We start from the raw sequence: 20,865 nt of genomic DNA on the forward strand, positions 1-20,865 counted from the left end.
TTGTAAACACAACAAACATACTGAAGCGGTATGTGCTTCATACCGTAAATTGGATGCAATATACCATGTCGGCCGGGAAACTTCAATTGAATTCTATTCCCCTTGAAACGCCTGCTCCAGCACCGCAAGGTCAAACTTCTTCATCTTCAGAAACGCTTGCGTGACCCGAGCGAGCTGTTCCGGCGTGCCTTTGGACATGAATTCACTAAGATTACTCGGAACAATCTGCCACGAAACACCGAATTGGTCTTTCAGCCATCCGCACTGTTCAGCCGCAGGAACGGCAGACAGCTTGTCCCAATAGTAGTCAATTTCCTCTTGATTCTCACAGCTCACCATTAAGGAAACCGCTTCGTTGAATTGGAACCCATGGTTATGCGCGCTATCCATGGCCGCGAACCAGCTGTTCTCCAGCATGAAGTCCGTGAACATGACTGTCCCTTCGGTATCCGGTGTCATGCCCGGGCCATATCGGATGATAGGACCTGGTCTAGTCGTACGGAAGACGGAGAGATAGAACTCGCGCGCCGCTTCTGCTTTTCCGCATTTATCGCCTACAAACAACAATGAAGTTACAATTGCCGGCCTTGGCTCACCATCTGGATTCGTCAACATCAGCTGCCATGAAACACCGAACTTGTCCTGAATCCAGCCATATCGTTCGCTGAACGGGTACTTGCCCAGTGCCATCAGCGCGGTTCCGCCATCGGACAGTTTGTTCCATACTTCGTCGATCAATTCACGAGAGTTCTCATCCCGAGACGGATCGAAATTGACGATAAAAGAGATGGAAGGATTGAGTTTGAACAGAGGCCCGGCTGAGATGGACATGAACGGGTGTCCGAATACGTTGAACGACACCATATCGCAGTCGCCTGACGGTGTATCTTGCAGCTTCGCCATGCTTGTAATCGAAGAGTCGGGGAACACAGAGCAATAGAATTCCGCGGCTTGCTGCGCCTCTTTGTCAAACCATAAGTGAGTCGTGATGGAAGAACCGTTTCTGGAGTTGCTCACGATCATTACCTCCATTATCCAATATTGGTAGCATGTTTTGATTATAACATAACCAGTATAAGCCCTCAGCACGTCGAAATGTTCCCCTGGTCTTGCTATAATAAACTATAGGCACTATTAATTTGTAAGCGAGCGAATGGTACAAGTACAAGGAGAATCTATGATGACCATCACGAAAAATAATTTTCAATTGAAGCGGGAAACGACTTACAAAAAACTCGTCGAAGCAGGAATGAAATGTTTCTCGGAGAAGGGGTACGTGGGTACGACTTTAACAGATATCGCCCTTCAAACCGGCCAAACGAAAGGCGCTTTCTACGGTTATTTTGCAAGTAAGGAAGAGCTGTTCAAGCATGTTCTTGAGTACCAGATGGAATTAACCCGCGGTTGGACGGATGTGCCGAGGAAGTATAATCCGGCGAATACGACATTGGAAGAAGTCTTGACATATACGCTGATTGGACTATCGGAGATGCTGAAGGATTGCCCGGACTGGATTATGGTTTTGGTCGATTTCTACCAGCAAACGAAGCATGATAAAGAGATGCAGGATATGCTGAAGAACAAATATCGCGAGTGGGTTATTGGCATCGAGCAATTAATTATCGTGTTGAAAGAACAAGGCTTTATTTCCAAGGATCAGGAAACTCGAATGACTGCCATCCAAATCATAGCGTTTAATGAAGGCTTTACGATTAATTCGGTCCTATTCGGCGGCTTCAATCTGCAAGCGCTTATTCAAGGCTTGGTTAAGCTGCTGAGGTAGTTTCGAACCTCCTTGACGGCGTGGACTACGCATAGAGAATGAAAAGCACGCCAGCTTATGGCGTGCTTTTCATTGGATTTTGATCGCATTTACGCAGGATTCACCGCGAATAAGGAATGTACATTTCCTTCTGGGTCTCCGAAGAAGGCAGCCGTATGTCCCCAAGATTTGATTTGTGGTGCTATGATGTCGAGCGCGCCCTTCGAAACGAATTCATCATACAGCGCGTATACCTGCTCAGGCGATTCGCATTGGAAATTCAGCTCGACAGCCTGTCCTTTGCGACTTTCTTGGAAAGAATAATACGCATTGGTGTTGTCCGCCATCAGCGATCTGGAGCAAATGGCTAATCGTACTCCAGGGTTGCTGAATTCGACGTAATGTTCCTCTTCTACAACGATCGCAAATCCCAGAACTTCTTGGTAGAACCTCGCCAAACGAGCAACATCGTCGGCAAGCATTGTAATCCCCTCAAGCTTTACTAGATTCATGGTTACTCCTCCCCCTAGACTGAGTGTAGCACAATTTAAAAAGGCAGCCTATCCGGAGCTTATTCACCTGATACATGCTCAATACCCGCGGCTAATGTTGACTGCTTGACTAAGCTGCTCTTCTCCGCGCTCGAGATAATTAAGCACCGTGAGGAAGCCGTCGACTGCTTCATCCACGCCCGTTACCGCAGATATATGCGGGGTAATGATCACGTTTGAAGCTGTCCACAAAGGCGAAGCTGCGGGCAATGGTTCTTCTCTGAACACATCAAGAACAGCCTTCCGCACTTGGCCTCGCGTTATCGCCTCGACAAGAGCTTCTTCATTCACCGACGCTCCGCGGCCAACGTTAATGAATCCGGCCCCGCTCATGTACGAGAACAGATGACTGTCGAATAATAGTTCGGTGGCTTCCGTCAACGGCAGCGTGTTTATGACCCAGTCTGCGTGCGGCAGCATCGAAGCAGCCTCGGCAATAGGAAGCACGCTATGGAAATGCGCGTTCGGTTCGCCGCTGCGAGATATTCCGCATACGGTTACTCCCAATGAGCCAAGGATTCTTGTTACTTCTCGTCCAATCGTTCCCGTTCCGAATACCACGATTTTCAGCTCGCTCATTAGCTTCGGCTTGGAAGGCTGCCATTCCCGATTTGCCTGAAGCTGCCCAAATCGATCCTGATCTTGTACATCGGAGAGGATGTAGCTCAAGCAATATTCGGCTATTTTCTGGCCAAAGCTGCCGATTGTCCGCGTCAACAGCACATCTTGTTTCCATTCCCGGTTGTTCAGGAAAGCATCTACGCCGGCGCCAAGCGCATGAACCCACTGCAGCTTACCAAAATGAAACGATGCCGTCGGTTTAAACGCCACGTACGCATCTGCCCAGTCATAATGGCTCGAGCTGACTTCCTCTTCTGGCAGAAACAGATACTCTCTCGTTGAGTCTAGCGTAGATAATGTCTCCAGATCTTTGTACATCCGCCCGGTGACGATAATTTTTCTGATATCCATCTGTGTTTCTCCCATCTGAATCAATAACAATCCATATCCCCTATTGTACAACGGTGAAAATAGGTTGTCGCTTCGAATTTGCCTCTTTACAGGACACCTAATGGTGTCGTATTATCGCATCCGTTCAGCTAAAAGAATTATCGCCGAAACACGCCGCTCGCTGGTGTGTTTTTTTATTATTCACCCCGGTTTTAATAAATTTTTTATTTTTATCCAACTTTATTTTTTAGCTTTCTCTTTTAAGCTAAGTAAGGTAAAGGAGGAACGGAACATGATGAAAATAACTGTTGTCATGATGTTGCTGCTCGTAGGTGGCTTGATCATATTTGGGTATCGGGATGCTGCTGATCATAACGAGGCAGTCTTGCAAGGGCCAGACGCTGCACTGCCCCTATCAAGCGCTGAACAGCTGAAAGTGCTTAACGTAGAAAAGGATGATATTTATAAAGGTGATTTACTTCTCGTGAATTCGCAGCATGCCGTGCCGAAGGGACTGAAAGTGCCGCAGGTCGTCAACTTGTTTGATCATCAAGAATTGCTTGACGGATTCGGTATACTGGACACTAGCATCGAGCTGCCGCTGGAAATGCTGGAGCGATTCGACGACATGATCGAAGCTGCACGGGCTGACGGTGTCAGTCATTTTCAAATTAATAGCGGATACAGAGATAAAGCGAAGCAGGCTGAACTTTATGAGAAGCTTGGATCGGACCAAGCAAATCCGCCGGGCTACAGCGAGCATAATTTAGGGCTGTCGATGGACATCGGTTCATCGCAGGCTGCCATGAAGGATGCGCCGGAAGGCAAGTGGCTGAAGGAGAACGCCTGGAAGTATGGGTTTGTATTGCGTTACCCGGAAGATAAGACGGACATTACAGGCATCATGTCTGAGCCGTGGCATTTTCGCTATGTAGGGCTGCCGCACAGTGCAATTATGGCGCAGTACGGCTTTGTTTTGGAGGAATACTTGGCTTATCTGAAGGAGCAGAGTACGATTCATGCTGAAGTCGGCGGCAAGATGTACACGATCTCCTATTATCCAGTCCAAGGCGAGCAAGAACTATCGCTGCCGAAGGATGGAAGCTATTCGATTTCGGGGAACAATATGGACGGCGTTATTGTAACGACCTGGGAGAGCAAGGGGGCTGCAAAGTCATGAAACAGCGAGATATTCTAGTGCGTGTCTGCCTGGCTGCCTACTTATATCTGTTAGTGAAGATCATTCTGTTCAAGGGCGGGTCTATCGACAATCATAGTTACATGATGTGGCAGCTCCAGGAAAGCTTGAATCATCCTGCTGAAATCTTGATGAAGATGAAGCGTGGGAATCTGATTCCATTGCATGAAATTAGGAGAACCCTGCATGATATGACGAGCCATGGATTAGTGAACCTGATTGGGAATATTGCGATATTCATGCCATTCGGCCTATTGGTTGGGATGCTGGGCTCGCAGAGGCGGCTGACCGTATTTGCTGCAGCGGCAATATCTTGTGCGTTAAGCTTGCTGCTGGAACTGTCGGAGGCTGTACTCTCGATCGGAAGCTTTGACGTGGACGATATTATTTTGAACACAATCGGGGGCTTGGCTGGATTTACGTTGTATTGGATGTATACCATCGTGCTCGGTCACGGTGAGCGGCCTGTTCGACGAAATGCAGAACAAGTAACACCTCCTGGACAAATCTGTTAAACTAAAATGAATCCAGGCAACGAGGAAGGTACGAATATGCCCATTACGATACTGATTGCAGACGATGACGCAGAAATTGCGGATCTCGTTGAGCTGCATATGGTGAAGGAAGGCTATCGCTGTATTAAAGCGCTCGATGGAATAGCAGCAATAGATGCGATTATGAAGCACGAGATTAACTTAGCCATTCTCGACATTATGATGCCGAAGCTGAATGGCTACGAAGTGACAAGGCAAATTAGGGATAAGTATCACTTGCCGATTATTTTTCTCAGTGCCAAGACGTCCGATCTGGATAAAATAACCGGCCTTGTGCAAGGTGCGGATGACTATATGACCAAGCCCTTTAACCCGATGGAATTGGTCGCGCGCGTGAATGCCCAGCTCAGAAGATCGCTTCAATTCAGCCAGCCTGCTATGACTTCCGACAAGCCCGTTGTTGAAGCGGGATGTCTTGTTATTAATCCGGAAGAACGTTCCGTCCTCGTGGAAGGCAAGTTAATCGCGCTGACTCCGAAGGAATTTGATATTTTGTACATGCTAGCCCGCCATCCGAAGAAAGTTTTCAGTACGGAGCAGATTTTCCAGCAAGTGTGGGGCGAAGAATACTACGAAGGCAACAACACGGTGATGGTGCATATTCGTACGCTGCGGAAGAAGCTCGGCGATGACGTGAACAAGAATAAGCTGATTAAGACCGTATGGGGAGTCGGTTATTCCTACCATGGCTAATTTATCTCGAAGCTTCAGATTCAACATGATCGTGCTCGTAGGTCTCAGCATGCTATTCTCGGGGGCCATAACGTTCCTCATCTATAAGCTCGCGCAGCAATATTACCATACGCTCAAGTATGAAGATCCAACGCGTGTGGTTCGCCAATTCATCAAGCAGATCGGGGACGTTAATTTCTTCCTCATTTTCTTCATCCCGTTGTCGATCTATTTCTTCTTCCTGCTCACCAAGCAGTACGCGCAGTACTTCCGGGATATTTCAGGCGGAATCAACCAGCTTGCATCCGGAAATTTCGAGACGAGAATCGTCATTCCGTCGTCGGACGAATTCGGAGATATCGCGCGGGACATTAATCTGGCCGGGGAGAAGCTGCGGGAAGCGATGGAGCGGGGCGATTTTGCAGAGAACAGCAAGGAACAGCTCGTGCTGAACCTAGCCCATGATCTCCGGACGCCGCTGACATCGGTCATTGGTTACCTCGATTTCATATTGAAGAACGATAGCTTGCCGCCTGAGCAAGCGCGACATTATACCTCCATAGCCTACACGAAAGCGCAGCGTCTGGAGCGGCTGATCGATAAGCTGTTCGAAGTGACTAGAATGAACTATGGCAAAATGCCAGTGGACCGGGAGCACGTTGATCTCAGCGAGCTGCTGCTCCAATTGAACGAAGAGCTGTACCCGATGTTCGAGAATCAGGGCTTGACCTCGCGGCTGCATGTGGCAGCTGGCTTAACCGTACGGGGCGATAGCGAGCTGCTGGCACGCGTATTCGAAAATTTGCTCAGTAACGCGGCCCACTATGGCAGCGAAGGCGAGTATGTCGATATTTATGCCGAGCTTGCCGAAGAGGATGTCCGGATTCGGATCGTCAATTACGGAGACAGCATTTCCCCCGAAGATTTGCCGCATATATTCGATATGTTCTATACGAGCGACAAGGCGCGTACATACCACGAAGGCAGTACGGGACTAGGTCTGTTCATCGCGAAAAATATTGTGGAGCAGCATCAGGGTGCGATTACGGCGGAGAGCAGCGTGATAAGCACGGTGTTTGAAGTGCGTTTGCCGCGTGAGATTGCGATTGAGGAATGATAGAAAACACAACAAACCCCATGTCCTCCGTTCAAGGACATGGGGTTTGTTGTTTCGTGTTTCTTGGTCCGAAAGTTAGAAGTCCGCTTCCACAAGATCCGTGTTTACTGCAATCGCCGCTTTGCAGCCTTCGCCGGCAGCGACAATAACTTGAGCTGGCGGTTGGAAGGACGTGTCCCCAGCGACATAAACACCAGGAACACTCGTCCTGCCAAAATGATCCTTCACAACGGCGCCCATCTCATTCGTCTGGCAGGCTAGCATATCGACTAATGGGGAGGCATGCGTCCACCCTGGGGTGACGAAGCCGCCCGCTCGATCAACGGCAGTTCCATCCTCGAACTGGATTTGCTTCAGCATGCCGCCCGCACCAATGAGTGCTGTTATTTTCTGCTCCATAACGCGGATTCCCCGCCTGTAGAGCTTATCTTTCTGCTCGAAAGTCAGTAGAGGGATACCGTTAGTGCAGAACATTAGATCTCTGCTCCACTGGTAAACCTTCTTCGCCAAGAAAAATGCGCTCTCATGATCGGCGATCAGAACGAGCGGTTTATCTCGAAGCTCCCAGCCGTCGCAGTAAGGGCAGCTAAATAAGCTTTTGCCATAATAATCATGAATGCCTCTCACTGCAGGGAGTGTTTCTTTGAGCCCCGTAGCAAGAATGACGCTGCGAGCATGAAAGCTGTAGCCTTGCTCGCTTACGGCTTGGAAGACGCCATTTATGGGCTGGACTGTCGTTACTCTCTCCTGCCTTGTCAGGATAGAAGGGTACTTCCGCAAATCTTGATGCGCGAATTGCCGAAATTCAGTCGGGGCGATTCCGTCCCGCGTTATAAACCCGTTGGATTGGTGCGTAACGGCGTTTCTTGGTTTGTTGTCGTCGAATATGATGACGTTTCTTCTCGCTCGGCCTAGAACAAGAGCTGCGTTAAGTCCAGCCGGCCCTCCTCCGATAATGATGCAATCCAGAAGCATACTCATCCCTCCTATCCTAGATTTATATGGCTCCAGGCTGCTTGCCATGCCGTATTTTACTTAAGTAAGCATAAGAATGGCGTTTTAGTTGGAACTTAATGGTATACCATCCATGACGCAAACTGGATCTCAAAGGAGAGTTTCTTCACATGCTCAGCGTTTCAAGTATTCGTTTCACACTAATAGTGACTTTGATTCTAGGAGTGACGGCGACGGCTGGAGGCGCGAAAGCGCAGGCGGGAGCGTTTCATGCTTACGCATTTGTTCAAGCTCCTTCAGAGCAACCTCAATCGGAGTCGGACAAGACCGCCATTCGACCGTTTCAGCTGCATATACCGGATGAAGCGCTTGCCGATCTGCGCAAGCGAATTCTTGCGACAAGATGGCCCGACAAGGAAACGGTCCCGGATCAAACGCAAGGTCCGCAGCTGGCAACGATGCAGAAGCTCGCGAAGTACTGGGCGAACGATTACGATTGGCGCAAGTTCGAGACGAAGCTGAATAGCCTTCCGATGTTCGTCACCAACATCGACGGGGAGGACATCCAGTTCATTCATGTGAAATCGAAACATGAAGGTGCTCTGCCGATTCTGCTCATGCACGGCTGGCCAGGCTCGATTGTCGAGATGCTGAAGATCATCGATCCGCTCACGAATCCGACGGCTTATGGCGGCAAGGCATCCGATGCGTTCGATGTCGTCATTCCATCGATGCCTGGGCACGGGTTCTCGAGTAAACCGTCCACAACCGGTTGGACGCCCGATCGCATCGCGAAGGCATATGCGGAGTGATGAATCGCCTCGGCTACACCAAATATGTGGCGCAGGGAGGCGACTGGGGGGCGGTAATTGCTGACTTAATGGGCGTTCAGCAGCCGAAGGGCTTGCTCGGCATTCACACGAATATGCCAGGTGCGGAACCTGCTGCAATTGCGCAGGCCATCCAGGATGGCAAAGGCTGCCCGCCCGATCTAACTGGCGATGAGAAGCATGCGTGCGAGCAGCTGGCTTTCTTGAATACGCAGCTTGGATATGCGGAGTTAATGGGGTCTCGCCCGCAGACGCTGACTGGACTTGCAGATTCGCCTATCGGTTTGGCAGCCTTCATGCTTGATCATGACGCGAAGAGCTTGGAGCTGATCACACGTGTGTTCAACGGTCAAACCGAGGGGCTGACGAGAGAGGATATCCTCGACAATATTTCGCTCTATTGGCTGACAAACACAGCGGTCTCTTCAGCGCGTCTCTATTGGGAGAACAAGCATCCGTTCTTCAGCGTCAAAGGCGTCAAGCTTCCAGTTGCGGTCAGCGCTTTTCCCGATGAGCTCTATCAGGCGCCGAAGAGCTGGGCAGAGCGAGCCTATCCGAATCTCATCTATTACAACAAGCTGAACAAGGGCGGGCATTTCGCGGCTTGGGAGCAGCCGAAGCTGTTCGTGGATGAGCTCCGCAACGCCTTCCGAACACTCCGCTAGTACAAGAGCCAGCCTCATTCCGATCGGGAATGAGGCTGGCTCTTCAACCGATCACATACAGATAATTTCATATTATGTCAACCACCATTTTCGAATAATTGGGGGTTTTGTATTATAGGTCATTTTCCTGCAAAATCCTGCTATACTAAAAGTGGAATTTCGACATGAAGGGGATTGCCTAGTGAACGAACGATTGCTCTCAATAGATACAGTGACTCCGCAGTTAGGCGATGCTTATATGAGATTTAGCCCGCGCACCTGGCGTTTCTTCGAGCGAGGTCAGGTGATGAAGCGGATCGAGCAGTGGCAGGCAATCGCCCTGAACGGCCACGGGTTAAGAGGGATCGTAGATTGGACCGAAACCGAAGGCGAGCTTGTCGCCAGACTGACGCCGCCCTCCGAAGGCTATGTTTCGTTTGAAGCATTCTCTTCTATGGATGGACTTACAGATTCCGATCGTGCGCAAGTGATGACTTCGCTCATGGATACGCTCGGGCTCCTGCATGCGAATCAGTTCTATATCGGCTTCTTGTCGCCGGATATGATCAGCGTGCATCCGAAGCTGCTTAAGGTCATGCTATGCTTGCAGCCATTTCCATCTGTATATCCGTTCTTGGACTATTATATAAAAGACTATCCGTTTGAACTATTCAGTACATATTGCCGGACGCATACGATTGGTCGTGCGTCTGACTTCTTCGCGGCAGGGACGATCATGCGCGAGCTGTTCCACGGGCATTTGGTTTATCCGCCGCTCAAAGTCCTCTATGAGCGGTTAATCGGCGAGCCTTCGTTCTTGTTTATCGAAGAGGCTGCAGATGAGATTAGCCGAATTTATGGGCTGCCGCGCGAGCAATGCGAGCCTGTGATTGGCCCAGATGCACATGCATGGCTGTATCATTCAGAGCCGCCTATATCGCAGGAGAGCCAGCGCCAATTCAGACGCTTCCTTCGTTCTGAAGGCGCGAAGCAGATTGCGCTCATTCATGAGGACGAATCGCTGATCTCCGAGGTGCTCCGCTTCCATATGAACGAAGTGCTGGAGAAGCAATCGTTTGTGACGATCAAATGCTCCGACGTGCCGTTCTCGACGATCATGGAGATGGCGAACAAGGTCAGCACCTCGCTAGTTACGCTATATTTTCCGGAGGCTGAGCCGCAGTTTCAAGCTTTGGCCCGTCGTCAGCGCCAGCTGGTGCAGCATTATTATTTTGGCAAAAATGTATCCGAAGCGTTTGGCGAATGGATGCTTCGCTTCTATCAGCAGCTGATTGCGCTCATTCCTGCCGACAATATCTTCTTGATCTTTGATGATTGCTCGAACATGGATCTGGAGTCATTCCAGCTGTTCAAATATACGTGGAATCGTTATGCCGAGCAACTGCCGCGGCTGTTCGCGGTCTTCTGCGGTAAAGCCATGGTGGAATCGGAATTGAATGAAGATATGTATCATATTCAGTTTCTTCCTCGGAACGCCGCGTCCTACAGCGGGCTGATGCGCAAGAGATTGTGCCGGGTCGAGCAGCAAACGCTCCACAAACTCGCGAATTGGTTGTCCGACCAGGCAATCGATCCGAAATATACGAGTATGATGCTGGAGGCCTTCATCGACCAGGGACTGCTTCAGCTGACGCCTTCAGGATGGGTAACCGGTGAGCGGCATCTTCCAGCGGAAGGCACAAATCCGATTACGATTGTTGAGCGTAATCTGGATCAGCTGAGCAAGGAAGAGACGGAGCTGCTTGCGCTGTTCTGCTGCTTGCCGACGCCGATTCGCGCATGGAATTTGTTTAATTTGAACAAGCTGCCGCTCGGTCAGCTCTATGTTACGCTGCATCGATTGGCGAAGCTTGGACTTATCCTGTTCTTCCATCAGAACAGCGTATTCGTTCACAACAATGTGAAGGTGCGGCTTGCCCTCCGTTATGATATGGCGCAGGCATGCACACGCGCGGTTGACTATATGCTGAAGCTTGAGAAGTATCCGTCGCTCACGATGCTTAGTCTGGTGCGCAAGTCCGGCGATAAACGGCGGGAATATGCGCTGCTGATGCTCTTCTTCCGCAGGAACCGCAAGGCGCTGTCCTCCGAACAGAGCCGGCTTCTGCTTGAGCAGTTGATTGAGCTCCATGAACAGCTTCGGCGCCCTGCGATGCACTGCTTTTATCGGCTGATTCTGCCGGTGTACAACGGGTTCCGTGAGATGAAGCGCTGCGAAGAAGTATGCATGAAGCTCTATGAGCTGCGAGGACGGGACGGCGACCGATTCAAGTGGATGTTCTACAAGATGCTGCAGAATGAGCTGGATCTCGCTGATCACAAGGAGGAGCTGTTCGCCTACCTCGAGAACCCGAATCATAAGCTCAGCGATAAGCTGGATGCACTCTGTCCGCTCGTTGCGAACCGTGTGTATTTGAACCTCGAGCAGCATGAGAAGGAGTTTATTAAGGAGCTGTACATCGGGCAAATTTACCCGAACCGGCACCTGATTCCGGAGTGGGAGTTCATTGACTCTTCGTATTACTGTATCGCGTTCATATTTGAGAATTTCCCTCAGCTGAACACTTGGGGACTTGCACTGCTCAACAAGGTCGAGTCGATGCTTCACTACAGCTTCTATCCAGACCTCATCCTGCGCGTGTACAACATGTACATTCATCAAAATAATGCGCGGATGGCAAGGGGCTACATCGAGAAGGTCATCACAGGGGCAACTCAGCTCGGGCATCCGAATATGCTCGAGGTTGGCCATGCGAATGGGATGGAGGTATCGCTCATTCTTGGCGATATGCCCGCGTTCCATTATCACTGGCATCAGCTCGTCGATATTAAGCGCCGAGACGTCCTTGAAGGCGTTCGCGATATGATTCGGATGTATGCTTGCGAATCCAGGCAGTGGGAGCTGCTTGACCGGATGGGCCAAATTCCGGACGCGAGCGACTATACGAAGATGAGGATGGAGTTATATCGCATCTATGCGGCTCATCGTAAAGGAGAGCGGATTATTCCGCGGTCAGATATTCAGGAGGAGCAGCCGGCTCTGTTCGTAGGCGCGCTGCGCCTGCTGCAGCTTGGCTCTGTGGAGGAAGCTTGCCGCCAGCTGCAGCAATGTATTCTTCATGCAGAGCGTACCGCAAGATTCCCGGTGCTCGAAGGGTGGATTTTCCGCGAGCTGCTGCTGGCGATGCTTAGCATTCAGCCGGTGAGCGAGACGATAACGATTGGGGAAATCGGCGATTGGCTCAATCGATTCAAGGAGTTTATCGAGACGGACGCCTACGATATGTTCTGGGCGGACTATTATTATATCTCTGCGGTGCGGGAGCTGCGTCAAGGCGCGGTGACGAACGGGATGCTGCTGCTGCGCAAAGCGATTAACGCCTACTATTTGATCCAGCAAAATGAGCGGGCCGAAGAAGTGAAGCGGGAGATGGAAGCCTATATGGTGCCGGTAGGGCTGCCGGTCGGCTGGGAGCTGGCGGATAACGCTTTTGTCGCCCAGATCATGAATGAACGCAGAAGCTTCTTGGAGCAATCGCTCGACTACTTGACGACGATTCGCTTGTTCGACCGTCTGCCGGATACGCTTAATCTGAGCATGGTAATCGATCGTGTCACATTCGCGCTGTTCGAATATTATCCGGTCGCTTACGCATCCATTCTGTTCGATCTGCCGTTCCATAAATCGCAGAACTATTATTCCGCGTTTGGTCCTATCGGCCGCAACATGCTGGATGAGTACCGCGCCGGCGAGAACCAGCTGCAGCGTGTCAGCTTCACGCTGTTTGGCGCGAAGCACCGTTCGATTCGGATGGACGTATACTTGCACCAGCTGAACGATAACGTCGGACATCAATTGGATCAGCTGCTGCACATCGTCAAGCCGCATATCGCGAATGCGGTGCTGTATGAGGAAATGATGATCGACAGCTTGACGGGCCTCTATTTGCGCCAGCATTTTATGGACAGGCTCGTGCAAGAGGTTGAGATTTCGCAGAAATATGGCCTCGATGTCTCCGTGCTCATGATTGACTTGGACAACTTCCGCAAAGTCAATGAGCTTGGCCACCAAGTCGGCGATGAAGTGCTGCAGAGGATTGCCGACACGATCCGGTCGCTGCTCAGCCAGCACGATATTCCTGGCCGATACGGCGGCGAAGAGATGCTGATCATCCTGCCGAAGACAGACGGGAAGCATGCGCTGCAGCTCGCGTCGGATATCCGCAAGCAGATCGAGCTGGAATTCGGCAGCGGCGTCGGTCAGCCGTACAAGGTAACAGTCAGCATCGGTGTTGCATCGATGGAGCTGTGCCGCGCCGAAACGGCGGAGGAGCTTATTCGCTGCGCGGATGATGCGGAGATTAAGGCGAAGAAGACCGGGAAGAACAAGGTCGTGGCGGCTTGGTTGATGGGTTAGGGGGAGAGTGAGAGGAAGAGGAAGAGCGTAGTTCGAGAATTTGCAGCTTTAGGCTGTCGGCTAACTAAGCTTTACCTAAGCTCGCGCCTAGGCCAACCCCGCACTCGCACCAGCGCCCGCGCCGTTCCTGCATGTACGTCCGCGCCACCACCGCGATTACGCCACGCCCTCGCTATAGTGGATTTATCCACTCTAAAACACTAGAAACTTCCAAATTTGACGACTATGTTGGATTTATCCACTCATTTTCGGCTTAACAGGCGAATTTAGCTTGTTTGCTTGAGAATGAGTGGATTTTTCCATTATAGGCATAGAAAAGCTCCTAAATCGCTTATAGTTGTTGGATTTATCCAACATTGCGCAGAAGTAGACGAACATCAGCGGATCTAGAGGCGTTGATGCTTCAGCATCTCCATCTCCATCTCCATCTTTCCCCTAGTTCGCCCGACTCCGCACGCGCTCCTTCATTTTCTCCATCAGTTCAATGTTGTCCGGATCGTTGTAGAATTCGATTTTCTCATCGATCAGCTTCAAATTCTGCTGCAGCTTCTCGATTTGGCGCGTCACCTCAAGGCGATGCTCCGTCAACATCTGCTTCCGTTCATCGATCGTTTCCGCTCCTAATGTCGCCCACTGGCTGTAGGTCTTCATTTCTTTGATCGGCATGCCGGTATCCTTGAGGCAGCAGATCAGCGCAACCCAGTTCAGATCCGCATCCGTGAAGACCCGATTGCCGGAAGTTGTGCGCTCGATGAATGGAAGCAGCCCTTCCTTGTCATAATAGCGCAGTGTATGTGCAGAGAGTCCGAATTTCTGTGCGACTTCATTGATTGTATAATTCATAATTTTTTCGATCTCCTATCGCTTGACTTAGAGTTAACTCGAAGTGATATTCTCACTTTAGACCTCACGGGCCGCTCGGTCAAGAGGCCAATACAAAGACAAACAGAGGAGAAATTAAACCATGAATCATACAACGAAAATCGCACTCGTAACAGGCGGAAGCCGTGGACTTGGGAAGAATGCAGCACTCGCGCTTGCCGGCAAAGGAATCGGCGTCGTTATTACTTATCATACCCAGCAAGCGGCAGCTGATGAGGTGGTCCGTGAAATTGAGCAGGCAGGCGGTACAGCGGCAGCCATTCAGCTGGACACGAGTGTGGTGTCCTCGTTCGATGGCTTCGCAGCAAGCCTTGGTGACGTGCTGAAGACCAAGTGGGACCGCGACAGCTTCGATTTTCTCATCAACAATGCGGGCATCGGCAAGAACGTACCGTTCCCGAGCATGACAGAAGAGGTGTTCGATACGTTGATGAACATCCATTTCAAAGGCGTATACTTCTTAACGCAAAAGCTGCTTCCGCTGCTCGCGGATAACGGCGGCATCGTGAACGTATCGACGGGACTCGCGCGATTCGCGATGGAAGGGTACAGCGCGTACGCATCGATGAAAGGTGCCATTGAAGTACTGACGCGCTACTTGGCGAAAGAGCTTGGCAAGCGGGGAATCCGCGTCAATGCCGTTGCTCCTGGCGCAATCGAGACCGACTTCGGCGGGGGAACGCTGCGTGATAACCCGCAAGTGAATTCACACATCGCCTCGATCACGGCGCTAGGCCGTGCAGGTGTGCCTGACGATATCGGCGGCGTCATCGCAGCGCTCTGCACAGACGATATGCGTTGGGTGAACGCGCAGCGCATCGAAGCTTCAGGCGGCATGCTGCTGTAAGCACAGCACACCACAACACAAAAGGACATGGCTGCTAAGCCATGTCCTTTTCAATAAAAATCATTCGGCAGCCTAAGCTGGCCTCGGTCTCTGAACCGATGCCAGCTTTTTTAATTCCGCTATGATAGTACTAGCGGTCCTCGATGATATAGCCTCGCTCCAGCTCGATTGGACTAAAACCGGCCATTCGACTCTCCTGGAATCGGATCGGCTGCTCACTTCCTACCATGATGATGTTCCTGAGTTCAGGCATATTGGCTGAAGGCAGCGCGAAAACGCGCGTATAAGCAAAAATCGCTTGCAGCGTCGAATGGACGGCGGTTGTAACCGTATCTTGCCCACCTTTGCCCATCACATTCAGGATGACCGCGCCGCCTTCTGCCAATTTGGCAGCTGTCAGCTCGAAGAACGCCCTTGAAGTCAGATGCTTCGGCGTTCCTTTCGCTGTGAAGGCGTCGAGCAAAATATAGTCAAACGCGTGGTCCGGCTGTTCCTCCAGAATAGCTCTGCCGTCGCCGATTCGCACATTGTCATCGCGGCAGCCGAACAGCTCCTTGCTCAGCTGCACGACTTGTCCATCCAGCTCGGCCGTTGTGAAACGAACGCCCGGACAGCTGCGTGCAATTGTACCGATGCCGTGCCCGATCAAGAAGACATTTACATAGGAGGGGTTATTGCTCGTCATCAAATGGATCATTGCGCGCGGATATTCGAACAGAATCCGCTCCGGGTTGTCGAGGTCCATTGCGCCTTGCATGGCGTTCTCGGCAAACTGAAGTACGCGGAAACGGCCGCGTTCGCCGCTTAGCTCGGACGTATCATAGACCGTAATTTCGTGCTGGCCGGTTACTTCAGAGAATAATATTTGCACGGTTTTTAACCCCTTAGCGTGTTCATCTAACTGTTCATATTCAGTTCATAGAGTCAGGTTAAGATGCGTTTAGTCATTAGTCAACTAGGAGGATTTGAAAAATGAATGGATATAGCATAAAGCCGAGCAACGGCGATTTGGCAGTCGAAGCACAGGGTCTCGTCAAAGTGTTTGGCGAGAACCGTGCAGTAGATGGTGTTGATCTTCAAGTGAAAGCAGGCTCGATCTACGGCGTGCTTGGACCGAACGGAGCAGGGAAGACAACGACGATTCGGATGCTAGCAACGCTGCTGAAGCCCGACGCCGGAACAGGCCGCATCTTCGGATACGACGTCGAGAAGGATTCGCAAATTGTCCGCCAACTGATTGGCGTAACCGGACAATACGCATCGGTTGACGAGTCGCTGAGCGCAACGGAGAACCTGGTTATTTTCTCCCGTCTGCTAGGCCTTGGGCGTGCGGAATCGAAACGTAAAGCAGCGGAGCTGCTCGAGGAGTTCGGCCTTACAGAAGCGGCGAAGCGTCCGCTCAAGAACTTCTCCGGCGGTATGCGCCGCAGACTCGACCTCGCGGCAAGCTTGATCGCGCAGCCGCCGCTCATCTTCCTCGATGAGCCAACGACCGGTCTCGATCCGCGGACACGCGCACAGATGTGGGAAACGATCCGCCGCTTGGTGAAGACCGGCTCGACGGTGCTGCTCACGACGCAGTACTTGGATGAAGCCGATCAGCTGGCAGACCGGATAGCGGTTATCGACCGCGGTCACGTCGTAGCAGAAGGGACAGTCGATGAGCTGAAAGCATCCGTCGGCACATCGTCTCTGCAGCTGCGGGTGCAGCAAGCGTCGGATATCTTGGAAGCACGCCGCATTGTCAATCATGTGCTCCAGGTACAATCGAATGTTTCGTCGGAAGCAGCGAAGATCACGGCGCCGATGGCAGATGCTGACCGTGTTACTGACCTGCTCCTCGCACTGCGCGAAGCGGGTATCCAGCTATCGGAAGTTAGCGTGCAGAAACCGACGCTCGACGAAGTATTCTTGACCATAACAGGAGAAGGTTTGAAAGAGGAGGCTGCGGCACAATGAACAGCACGATGAGCAGCGCAACACTAAGAACGGGCACGAACCGCCCTTTACGGAGACATTTAAGCTTTAGACAAACGATTCGCAACTCGTTTACAATGGCATACCGGGGACTTTTGAAAATCAAGCGTACACCGGAGCAATTGTTTGACGTCACGCTTCAACCGATTATTTTCACACTGATGTTCACATACATCTTCGGCGGCGCGATCTCAGGCGATGTGGCGAGCTACCTGCCGGTCATTATCCCGGGTATCTTGGTGCAGACGGTAATTACGACATCAATCGTGACAGGTGTTCAGCTTAGGGAAGATATGGATAAAGGCGTGTTCGACCGCTTCAAGTCGCTGCCGATCGCAAGAATAGCGCCGCTTGCAGGCGCGCTGCTCGCTGATACGATCCGCTATGCCATCGCGACAGTGCTTACGCTCTCGATGGGTTACTTGATGGGGCTGAGACCGGAAGGCGGATTCGAAAACGTCGTCTTGGCTGCTCTTCTCGTCATCGTCTGTGCATGGGCTATGAGCTGGATCTTTGCATTCTTCGGCGTAATTGCGCGTACCGCTTCCAGCGTACAGGGCATCTCGATGCTCGTGCTTTTCCCGCTCACGTTCCTGTCGAACGCATTCGTTCCAACGGACACGATGCCGAAATGGCTGAAATGGTTCGCTGACGTGAATCCGCTCTCGCATATGATTTCTGCGGTCCGTGACCTGATTAACAAAGGAACTGCCGGCTGGGATCTGGCCTTCTCGCTCATCGGCGCAGCGGTTATCGTATTGATCTTCGCGCCAATTACAGTTCGTGCTTACATGCGCCGGACATAACTTGGAAACAATTCATCATTGCATTCACTCAACCCTTGAGCAATCAAGGGTTTTTTAAATTTTGGCTATGTTCATTTCGCGGCTTTCAAATTAGAATAGCAATAGAGCATGGCATAGCACAACTGGAGTGAATGAGATGAAGTCTGTCAACCGCGTCCTGCGGCAAAATATTAAACATAATTTATACAACGGCATTGCATGGTCCATCGGATTTAACTTCGTGACGCCGTTTATCCCGATACTGGCAGCAAAGCTCGGCGCGACGAACAACGACTATGCGCTGCTGTCATCGGTTCCCGCGATACTTACGATCTTATTGACTTTCCCGGCTTCGATGCTGATCGGGAAGTTCCGGCAGCAGAAACGGATCATTTCCGGCGTCATCCTGTTAAGCCGATTCTTTTATTTTCTGCTATTCTTCCTGCCGTATTGGCATGCATCGCCGATCGTAGCATTAATTGCATTGGTGAGTGCCTATAGCGCCACCAACACGGTCATTGCCGTGTCCTATCAGTCGATGATGGGCGAGATTATCCCTTCGAGCTACCGGAACAAAGTTTTCGCGCAGCGGAATCTATGGATCGGGATCACCGGTATGGTGACGGCGCTCGTCGCGGGCTATGGCATTGACCATTTGACCTATCCATACGGATATCAGGCTGCGGTCGTTCTCGGATTCCTCGCTTCGATCGTCGAGACCTGGTTCTTCAGCAAGCTGCGCATTCCGAGCGAGGAAGAGGTAGGGCAGGCGCAAGCACATGAGCAATTGAAGCAGCCGTCAGCGGCCGAGACAGCCGAAGCAGCAGTGGATAGCGGGCAGCGACAGAGTCGTTCGTTCAATCCCGCACAAGCGTTTCGCAAAATATTCGCTGTCGGCGGCGGATGGCCATTCATCTTATTTTGCGGCTGCGCGACGCTCTATACGTTCGCTTGGATGGCCGCTTGGCCGATCTATTCGAAGTTGAAGGCAGACGTTCTGCATGCAACGAATACGCAGATGAGTATCGATACGGTAGTCGGCTCGATCGGTTCCTTGCTCGCCTTCGGCCTGTGGGCAAGGCTGGCGGACCGCAGAGGGAATGGCTTTACCGTATTCGCCTCGTCGCTCGCACTCGGTCTCACGCCATTCTTTTGGACGCATGCCCCTTCAATGAACTACGTTTATGTGTATGATTTTATAGGAGGCTTCGTCACAAGCGGCTTCCAGCAGTCCATCTTCAATCGGCTTCTCGAAATCGCGCCGGAAGAGACGCGGCGTCCGGCTATATCGCTGTACACCACGCTTTCCCAAATATCCGCGGTCTTCGCCCCGCTCGTCGGGATGCAGCTCTATAGCTGGATCGCATACGTGCCAAGCATGACGACAATCGGGAGTATCCGAATTGTCGCTGCCGTGTGCTTCCTCTTGATATTGCTGCCGAAGCGAGAGACACGGGTAACGAGAAGCTTGAATCAATAGTCTGGAATCAACAGTCAGGAGTCCTAATCCTGGCTGTTTTTTGTGCCCGAAATCGTCATACAGTAGCACCAATCGGCGAATTCTGTGAAAATGTTAATGAAACTTGTGTAAATAGCTGTGATATAATCTGGCAAAGAAAGTGGATTGGGAGCTTAAACCAAACGCCAACCAAGGAGGTACACATGATTAAAGCAATCAAGCCTGCTAACGGGCTTCTTCTCGCAATGATTCTGGGGTTACTTCTTAGTTGCACGATGCCGCTCGCCGTTGCAGGCGCGCAGGAGGCTGGTTCCGATCAAGCTGTATCTGTTCAAGTGAATGGCAAGCTTGTCAAGCTGTCGGAGCGGGCAACCATTATAGACGGAAGAACCTACGTGCCAGCCGCTCGCATTGCGAAGCTGCTCGGAGCATCCGTGAACTGGGATAATGACGCTGAAGAATTAACGATACATACTGCATTAAGCGATGAGATTGTAGTTGGAAACCGTGTCCCGGTCGTTTATTTCAATGACGTCCGTTATCGGATGGATGCGCTTCCATTATTGCGGGACGACAGGCTCTATATGCCTGTTCGCCAACTGGCTGATATGCTGCATGCTGAGCTAACGGTAGATGCGCAATCAGACACCGTTGAAGTAGCGTTGGCGCAGCCCGCGTTCGTGACAGAAGAGAAGGGCCTCGATGAAATCAGCCAAGAGGCAGGCATTAGCAAGGCGCAGCTGTTGAAGCGCAACGGCCTTAACAGTGAAGCTGACGCACCGGATGGAACGAAGCTCAAGGTCGTTATTCCTTCATTCTTCAGCAAGCCTGCCGCAGCTTACACGGAAGCTGACCTGACGCTGCTTGCGAAGATTACGATGGTGGAAGCCGGCTATGAGTCGTACGAAGGGCAGCTCGCGCTGGCGAATGTCATTCTGAACCGTGTGAAGGATACGCGATTCCCGGATTCGATCAAGGAGGTCATCTATTCAGGCAGGCAGTTCCCGCCGGCTCATAACGGATTGCTCGCGCGCAGTACACCGCATTCGCTCGCGCTGCGAGCTGCGAAGGATGCGCTGAATGGTCGGAACAACATCGGCGACGCCGTTTATTTCTACAATCCGCAAGTGACTCGCGGGGAGTTTTGGTCGAGCCTCGACGTCGTCGTGAAGATTGGTCATCATAGCTTTGCTAAATAATCGATTAAAGTCCGCGGATGAAATGGCATCTGCGGGCTTTTTTTA

At 51.4% G+C, this 20,865-nt stretch carries 19 protein-coding genes; 13 read left to right on the top strand and 6 right to left on the bottom strand.

Features of this window, described 5'->3' with window-relative positions; translation table 11 throughout:
• Positions 1-93: 93 nt before the first annotated feature.
• On the bottom strand, positions 94-1,017 hold the full coding sequence (locus tag A8990_RS17535) for a VOC family protein (RefSeq protein ID WP_245996078.1): 924 nt from the start codon (positions 1,015-1,017) through the stop codon (positions 94-96).
• Between the two features lie 163 nt (positions 1,018-1,180).
• On the opposite strand from A8990_RS17535, the gene A8990_RS17540 reads away from it, so the two are divergent.
• On the top strand, positions 1,181-1,783 hold the full coding sequence (locus A8990_RS17540) for a TetR/AcrR family transcriptional regulator (RefSeq protein WP_181909640.1): 603 nt from the start codon (positions 1,181-1,183) through the stop codon (positions 1,781-1,783).
• Between the two features lie 89 nt (positions 1,784-1,872).
• Here A8990_RS17540 and A8990_RS17545 read toward each other — a convergent pair whose 3' ends face one another.
• Both A8990_RS17545 and A8990_RS17550 read right to left on the bottom strand, forming a co-directional pair.
• On the bottom strand, positions 1,873-2,274 hold the full coding sequence (locus tag A8990_RS17545; RefSeq protein ID WP_116190338.1) for a VOC family protein: 402 nt from the start codon (positions 2,272-2,274) through the stop codon (positions 1,873-1,875).
• Positions 2,275-2,352: 78 nt separating this feature from the next.
• Positions 2,353-3,285, bottom strand: coding sequence for a D-2-hydroxyacid dehydrogenase (locus tag A8990_RS17550; RefSeq protein WP_116190339.1), 933 nt, complete (start codon positions 3,283-3,285; stop codon positions 2,353-2,355).
• 271 nt (positions 3,286-3,556) lie between these two features.
• Here A8990_RS17550 and A8990_RS17555 point away from each other — a divergent pair, with 271 nt between their 5' ends.
• The 4 genes from A8990_RS17555 to A8990_RS17570 are packed head-to-tail and all read left to right on the top strand — an operon-like array spanning position 3,557 to position 6,805.
• The gene (locus A8990_RS17555; protein WP_116190340.1) at positions 3,557-4,444 is read left to right on the top strand and encodes a M15 family metallopeptidase; all 888 of its coding nucleotides are present in this window, start codon (positions 3,557-3,559) and stop codon (positions 4,442-4,444) included.
• On the top strand, positions 4,441-4,977 hold the full coding sequence (locus tag A8990_RS17560; protein WP_116190341.1) for a VanZ family protein: 537 nt from the start codon (positions 4,441-4,443) through the stop codon (positions 4,975-4,977). Before A8990_RS17555 ends, A8990_RS17560 begins: the two co-directional genes overlap by 4 nt.
• Positions 4,978-5,013: 36 nt before the next feature.
• The gene (locus A8990_RS17565) at positions 5,014-5,709 is read left to right on the top strand and encodes a response regulator transcription factor (RefSeq protein WP_116190342.1); all 696 of its coding nucleotides are present in this window, start codon (positions 5,014-5,016) and stop codon (positions 5,707-5,709) included.
• Positions 5,702-6,805, top strand: coding sequence for a HAMP domain-containing sensor histidine kinase (locus A8990_RS17570; RefSeq protein WP_116190343.1), 1,104 nt, complete (start codon positions 5,702-5,704; stop codon positions 6,803-6,805). Before A8990_RS17565 ends, A8990_RS17570 begins: the two co-directional genes overlap by 8 nt.
• A gap of 75 nt (positions 6,806-6,880) precedes the next feature.
• On the opposite strand, the gene A8990_RS17575 is transcribed toward A8990_RS17570, so the two are convergent.
• The gene (locus A8990_RS17575) at positions 6,881-7,780 is read right to left on the bottom strand and encodes an NAD(P)/FAD-dependent oxidoreductase (protein WP_116190344.1); all 900 of its coding nucleotides are present in this window, start codon (positions 7,778-7,780) and stop codon (positions 6,881-6,883) included.
• A 149-nt stretch (positions 7,781-7,929) separates the two neighbouring features.
• Between A8990_RS17575 and A8990_RS31830 the strand changes: the two genes are divergently transcribed.
• The 3 genes from A8990_RS31830 (at position 7,930) to A8990_RS17585 (ending at position 13,671) form a co-directional block, all read left to right on the top strand.
• The gene (locus A8990_RS31830; RefSeq protein WP_220376821.1) at positions 7,930-8,571 is read left to right on the top strand and encodes an epoxide hydrolase family protein; all 642 of its coding nucleotides are present in this window, start codon (positions 7,930-7,932) and stop codon (positions 8,569-8,571) included.
• Positions 8,568-9,254: an alpha/beta hydrolase gene (locus tag A8990_RS31835; protein ID WP_220376822.1), complete on the top strand. Its 687-nt coding sequence runs from the start codon at positions 8,568-8,570 to the stop codon at positions 9,252-9,254. Before A8990_RS31830 ends, A8990_RS31835 begins: the two co-directional genes overlap by 4 nt.
• A gap of 181 nt (positions 9,255-9,435) precedes the next feature.
• A complete protein-coding gene (locus A8990_RS17585; RefSeq protein ID WP_116190345.1) occupies positions 9,436-13,671 on the top strand; it encodes a GGDEF domain-containing protein in 4,236 nt (1,411 codons plus the stop codon).
• A gap of 435 nt (positions 13,672-14,106) precedes the next feature.
• On the opposite strand, the gene A8990_RS17590 is transcribed toward A8990_RS17585, so the two are convergent.
• On the bottom strand, positions 14,107-14,514 hold the full coding sequence (locus tag A8990_RS17590) for a MerR family transcriptional regulator (protein WP_116190346.1): 408 nt from the start codon (positions 14,512-14,514) through the stop codon (positions 14,107-14,109).
• 121 nt (positions 14,515-14,635) lie between these two features.
• On the opposite strand from A8990_RS17590, the gene A8990_RS17595 reads away from it, so the two are divergent.
• A complete protein-coding gene (locus A8990_RS17595) occupies positions 14,636-15,400 on the top strand; it encodes an SDR family NAD(P)-dependent oxidoreductase (protein ID WP_116190347.1) in 765 nt (254 codons plus the stop codon).
• Positions 15,401-15,530: 130 nt separating this feature from the next.
• Here the strand turns inward: A8990_RS17595 and A8990_RS17600 are convergent, their stop codons facing one another.
• On the bottom strand, positions 15,531-16,271 hold the full coding sequence (locus A8990_RS17600; RefSeq protein WP_116190348.1) for a spermidine synthase: 741 nt from the start codon (positions 16,269-16,271) through the stop codon (positions 15,531-15,533).
• A gap of 101 nt (positions 16,272-16,372) precedes the next feature.
• Between A8990_RS17600 and A8990_RS17605 the strand changes: the two genes are divergently transcribed.
• The 4 genes from A8990_RS17605 (at position 16,373) to A8990_RS17620 (ending at position 20,820) form a co-directional block, all read left to right on the top strand.
• A complete protein-coding gene (locus A8990_RS17605) occupies positions 16,373-17,359 on the top strand; it encodes an ATP-binding cassette domain-containing protein (protein WP_116190349.1) in 987 nt (328 codons plus the stop codon).
• Between the two features lie 8 nt (positions 17,360-17,367).
• On the top strand, positions 17,368-18,183 hold the full coding sequence (locus A8990_RS17610; protein WP_116190409.1) for an ABC transporter permease: 816 nt from the start codon (positions 17,368-17,370) through the stop codon (positions 18,181-18,183).
• Positions 18,184-18,319: 136 nt separating this feature from the next.
• Complete coding sequence (locus A8990_RS17615) at positions 18,320-19,642, top strand: MFS transporter (RefSeq protein ID WP_116190350.1); 1,323 nt, start codon at positions 18,320-18,322, stop codon at positions 19,640-19,642.
• Between the two features lie 182 nt (positions 19,643-19,824).
• On the top strand, positions 19,825-20,820 hold the full coding sequence (locus tag A8990_RS17620) for a cell wall hydrolase (RefSeq protein WP_116190351.1): 996 nt from the start codon (positions 19,825-19,827) through the stop codon (positions 20,818-20,820).
• The last annotated feature ends 45 nt before the right edge of the window (positions 20,821-20,865 follow it).

It is taken from the genome of Paenibacillus taihuensis, from assembly GCF_003386535.1.
In the GTDB taxonomy this organism is placed as follows: Bacteria; Bacillota; Bacilli; order Paenibacillales; family Paenibacillaceae; genus Paenibacillus_Z; species Paenibacillus_Z taihuensis.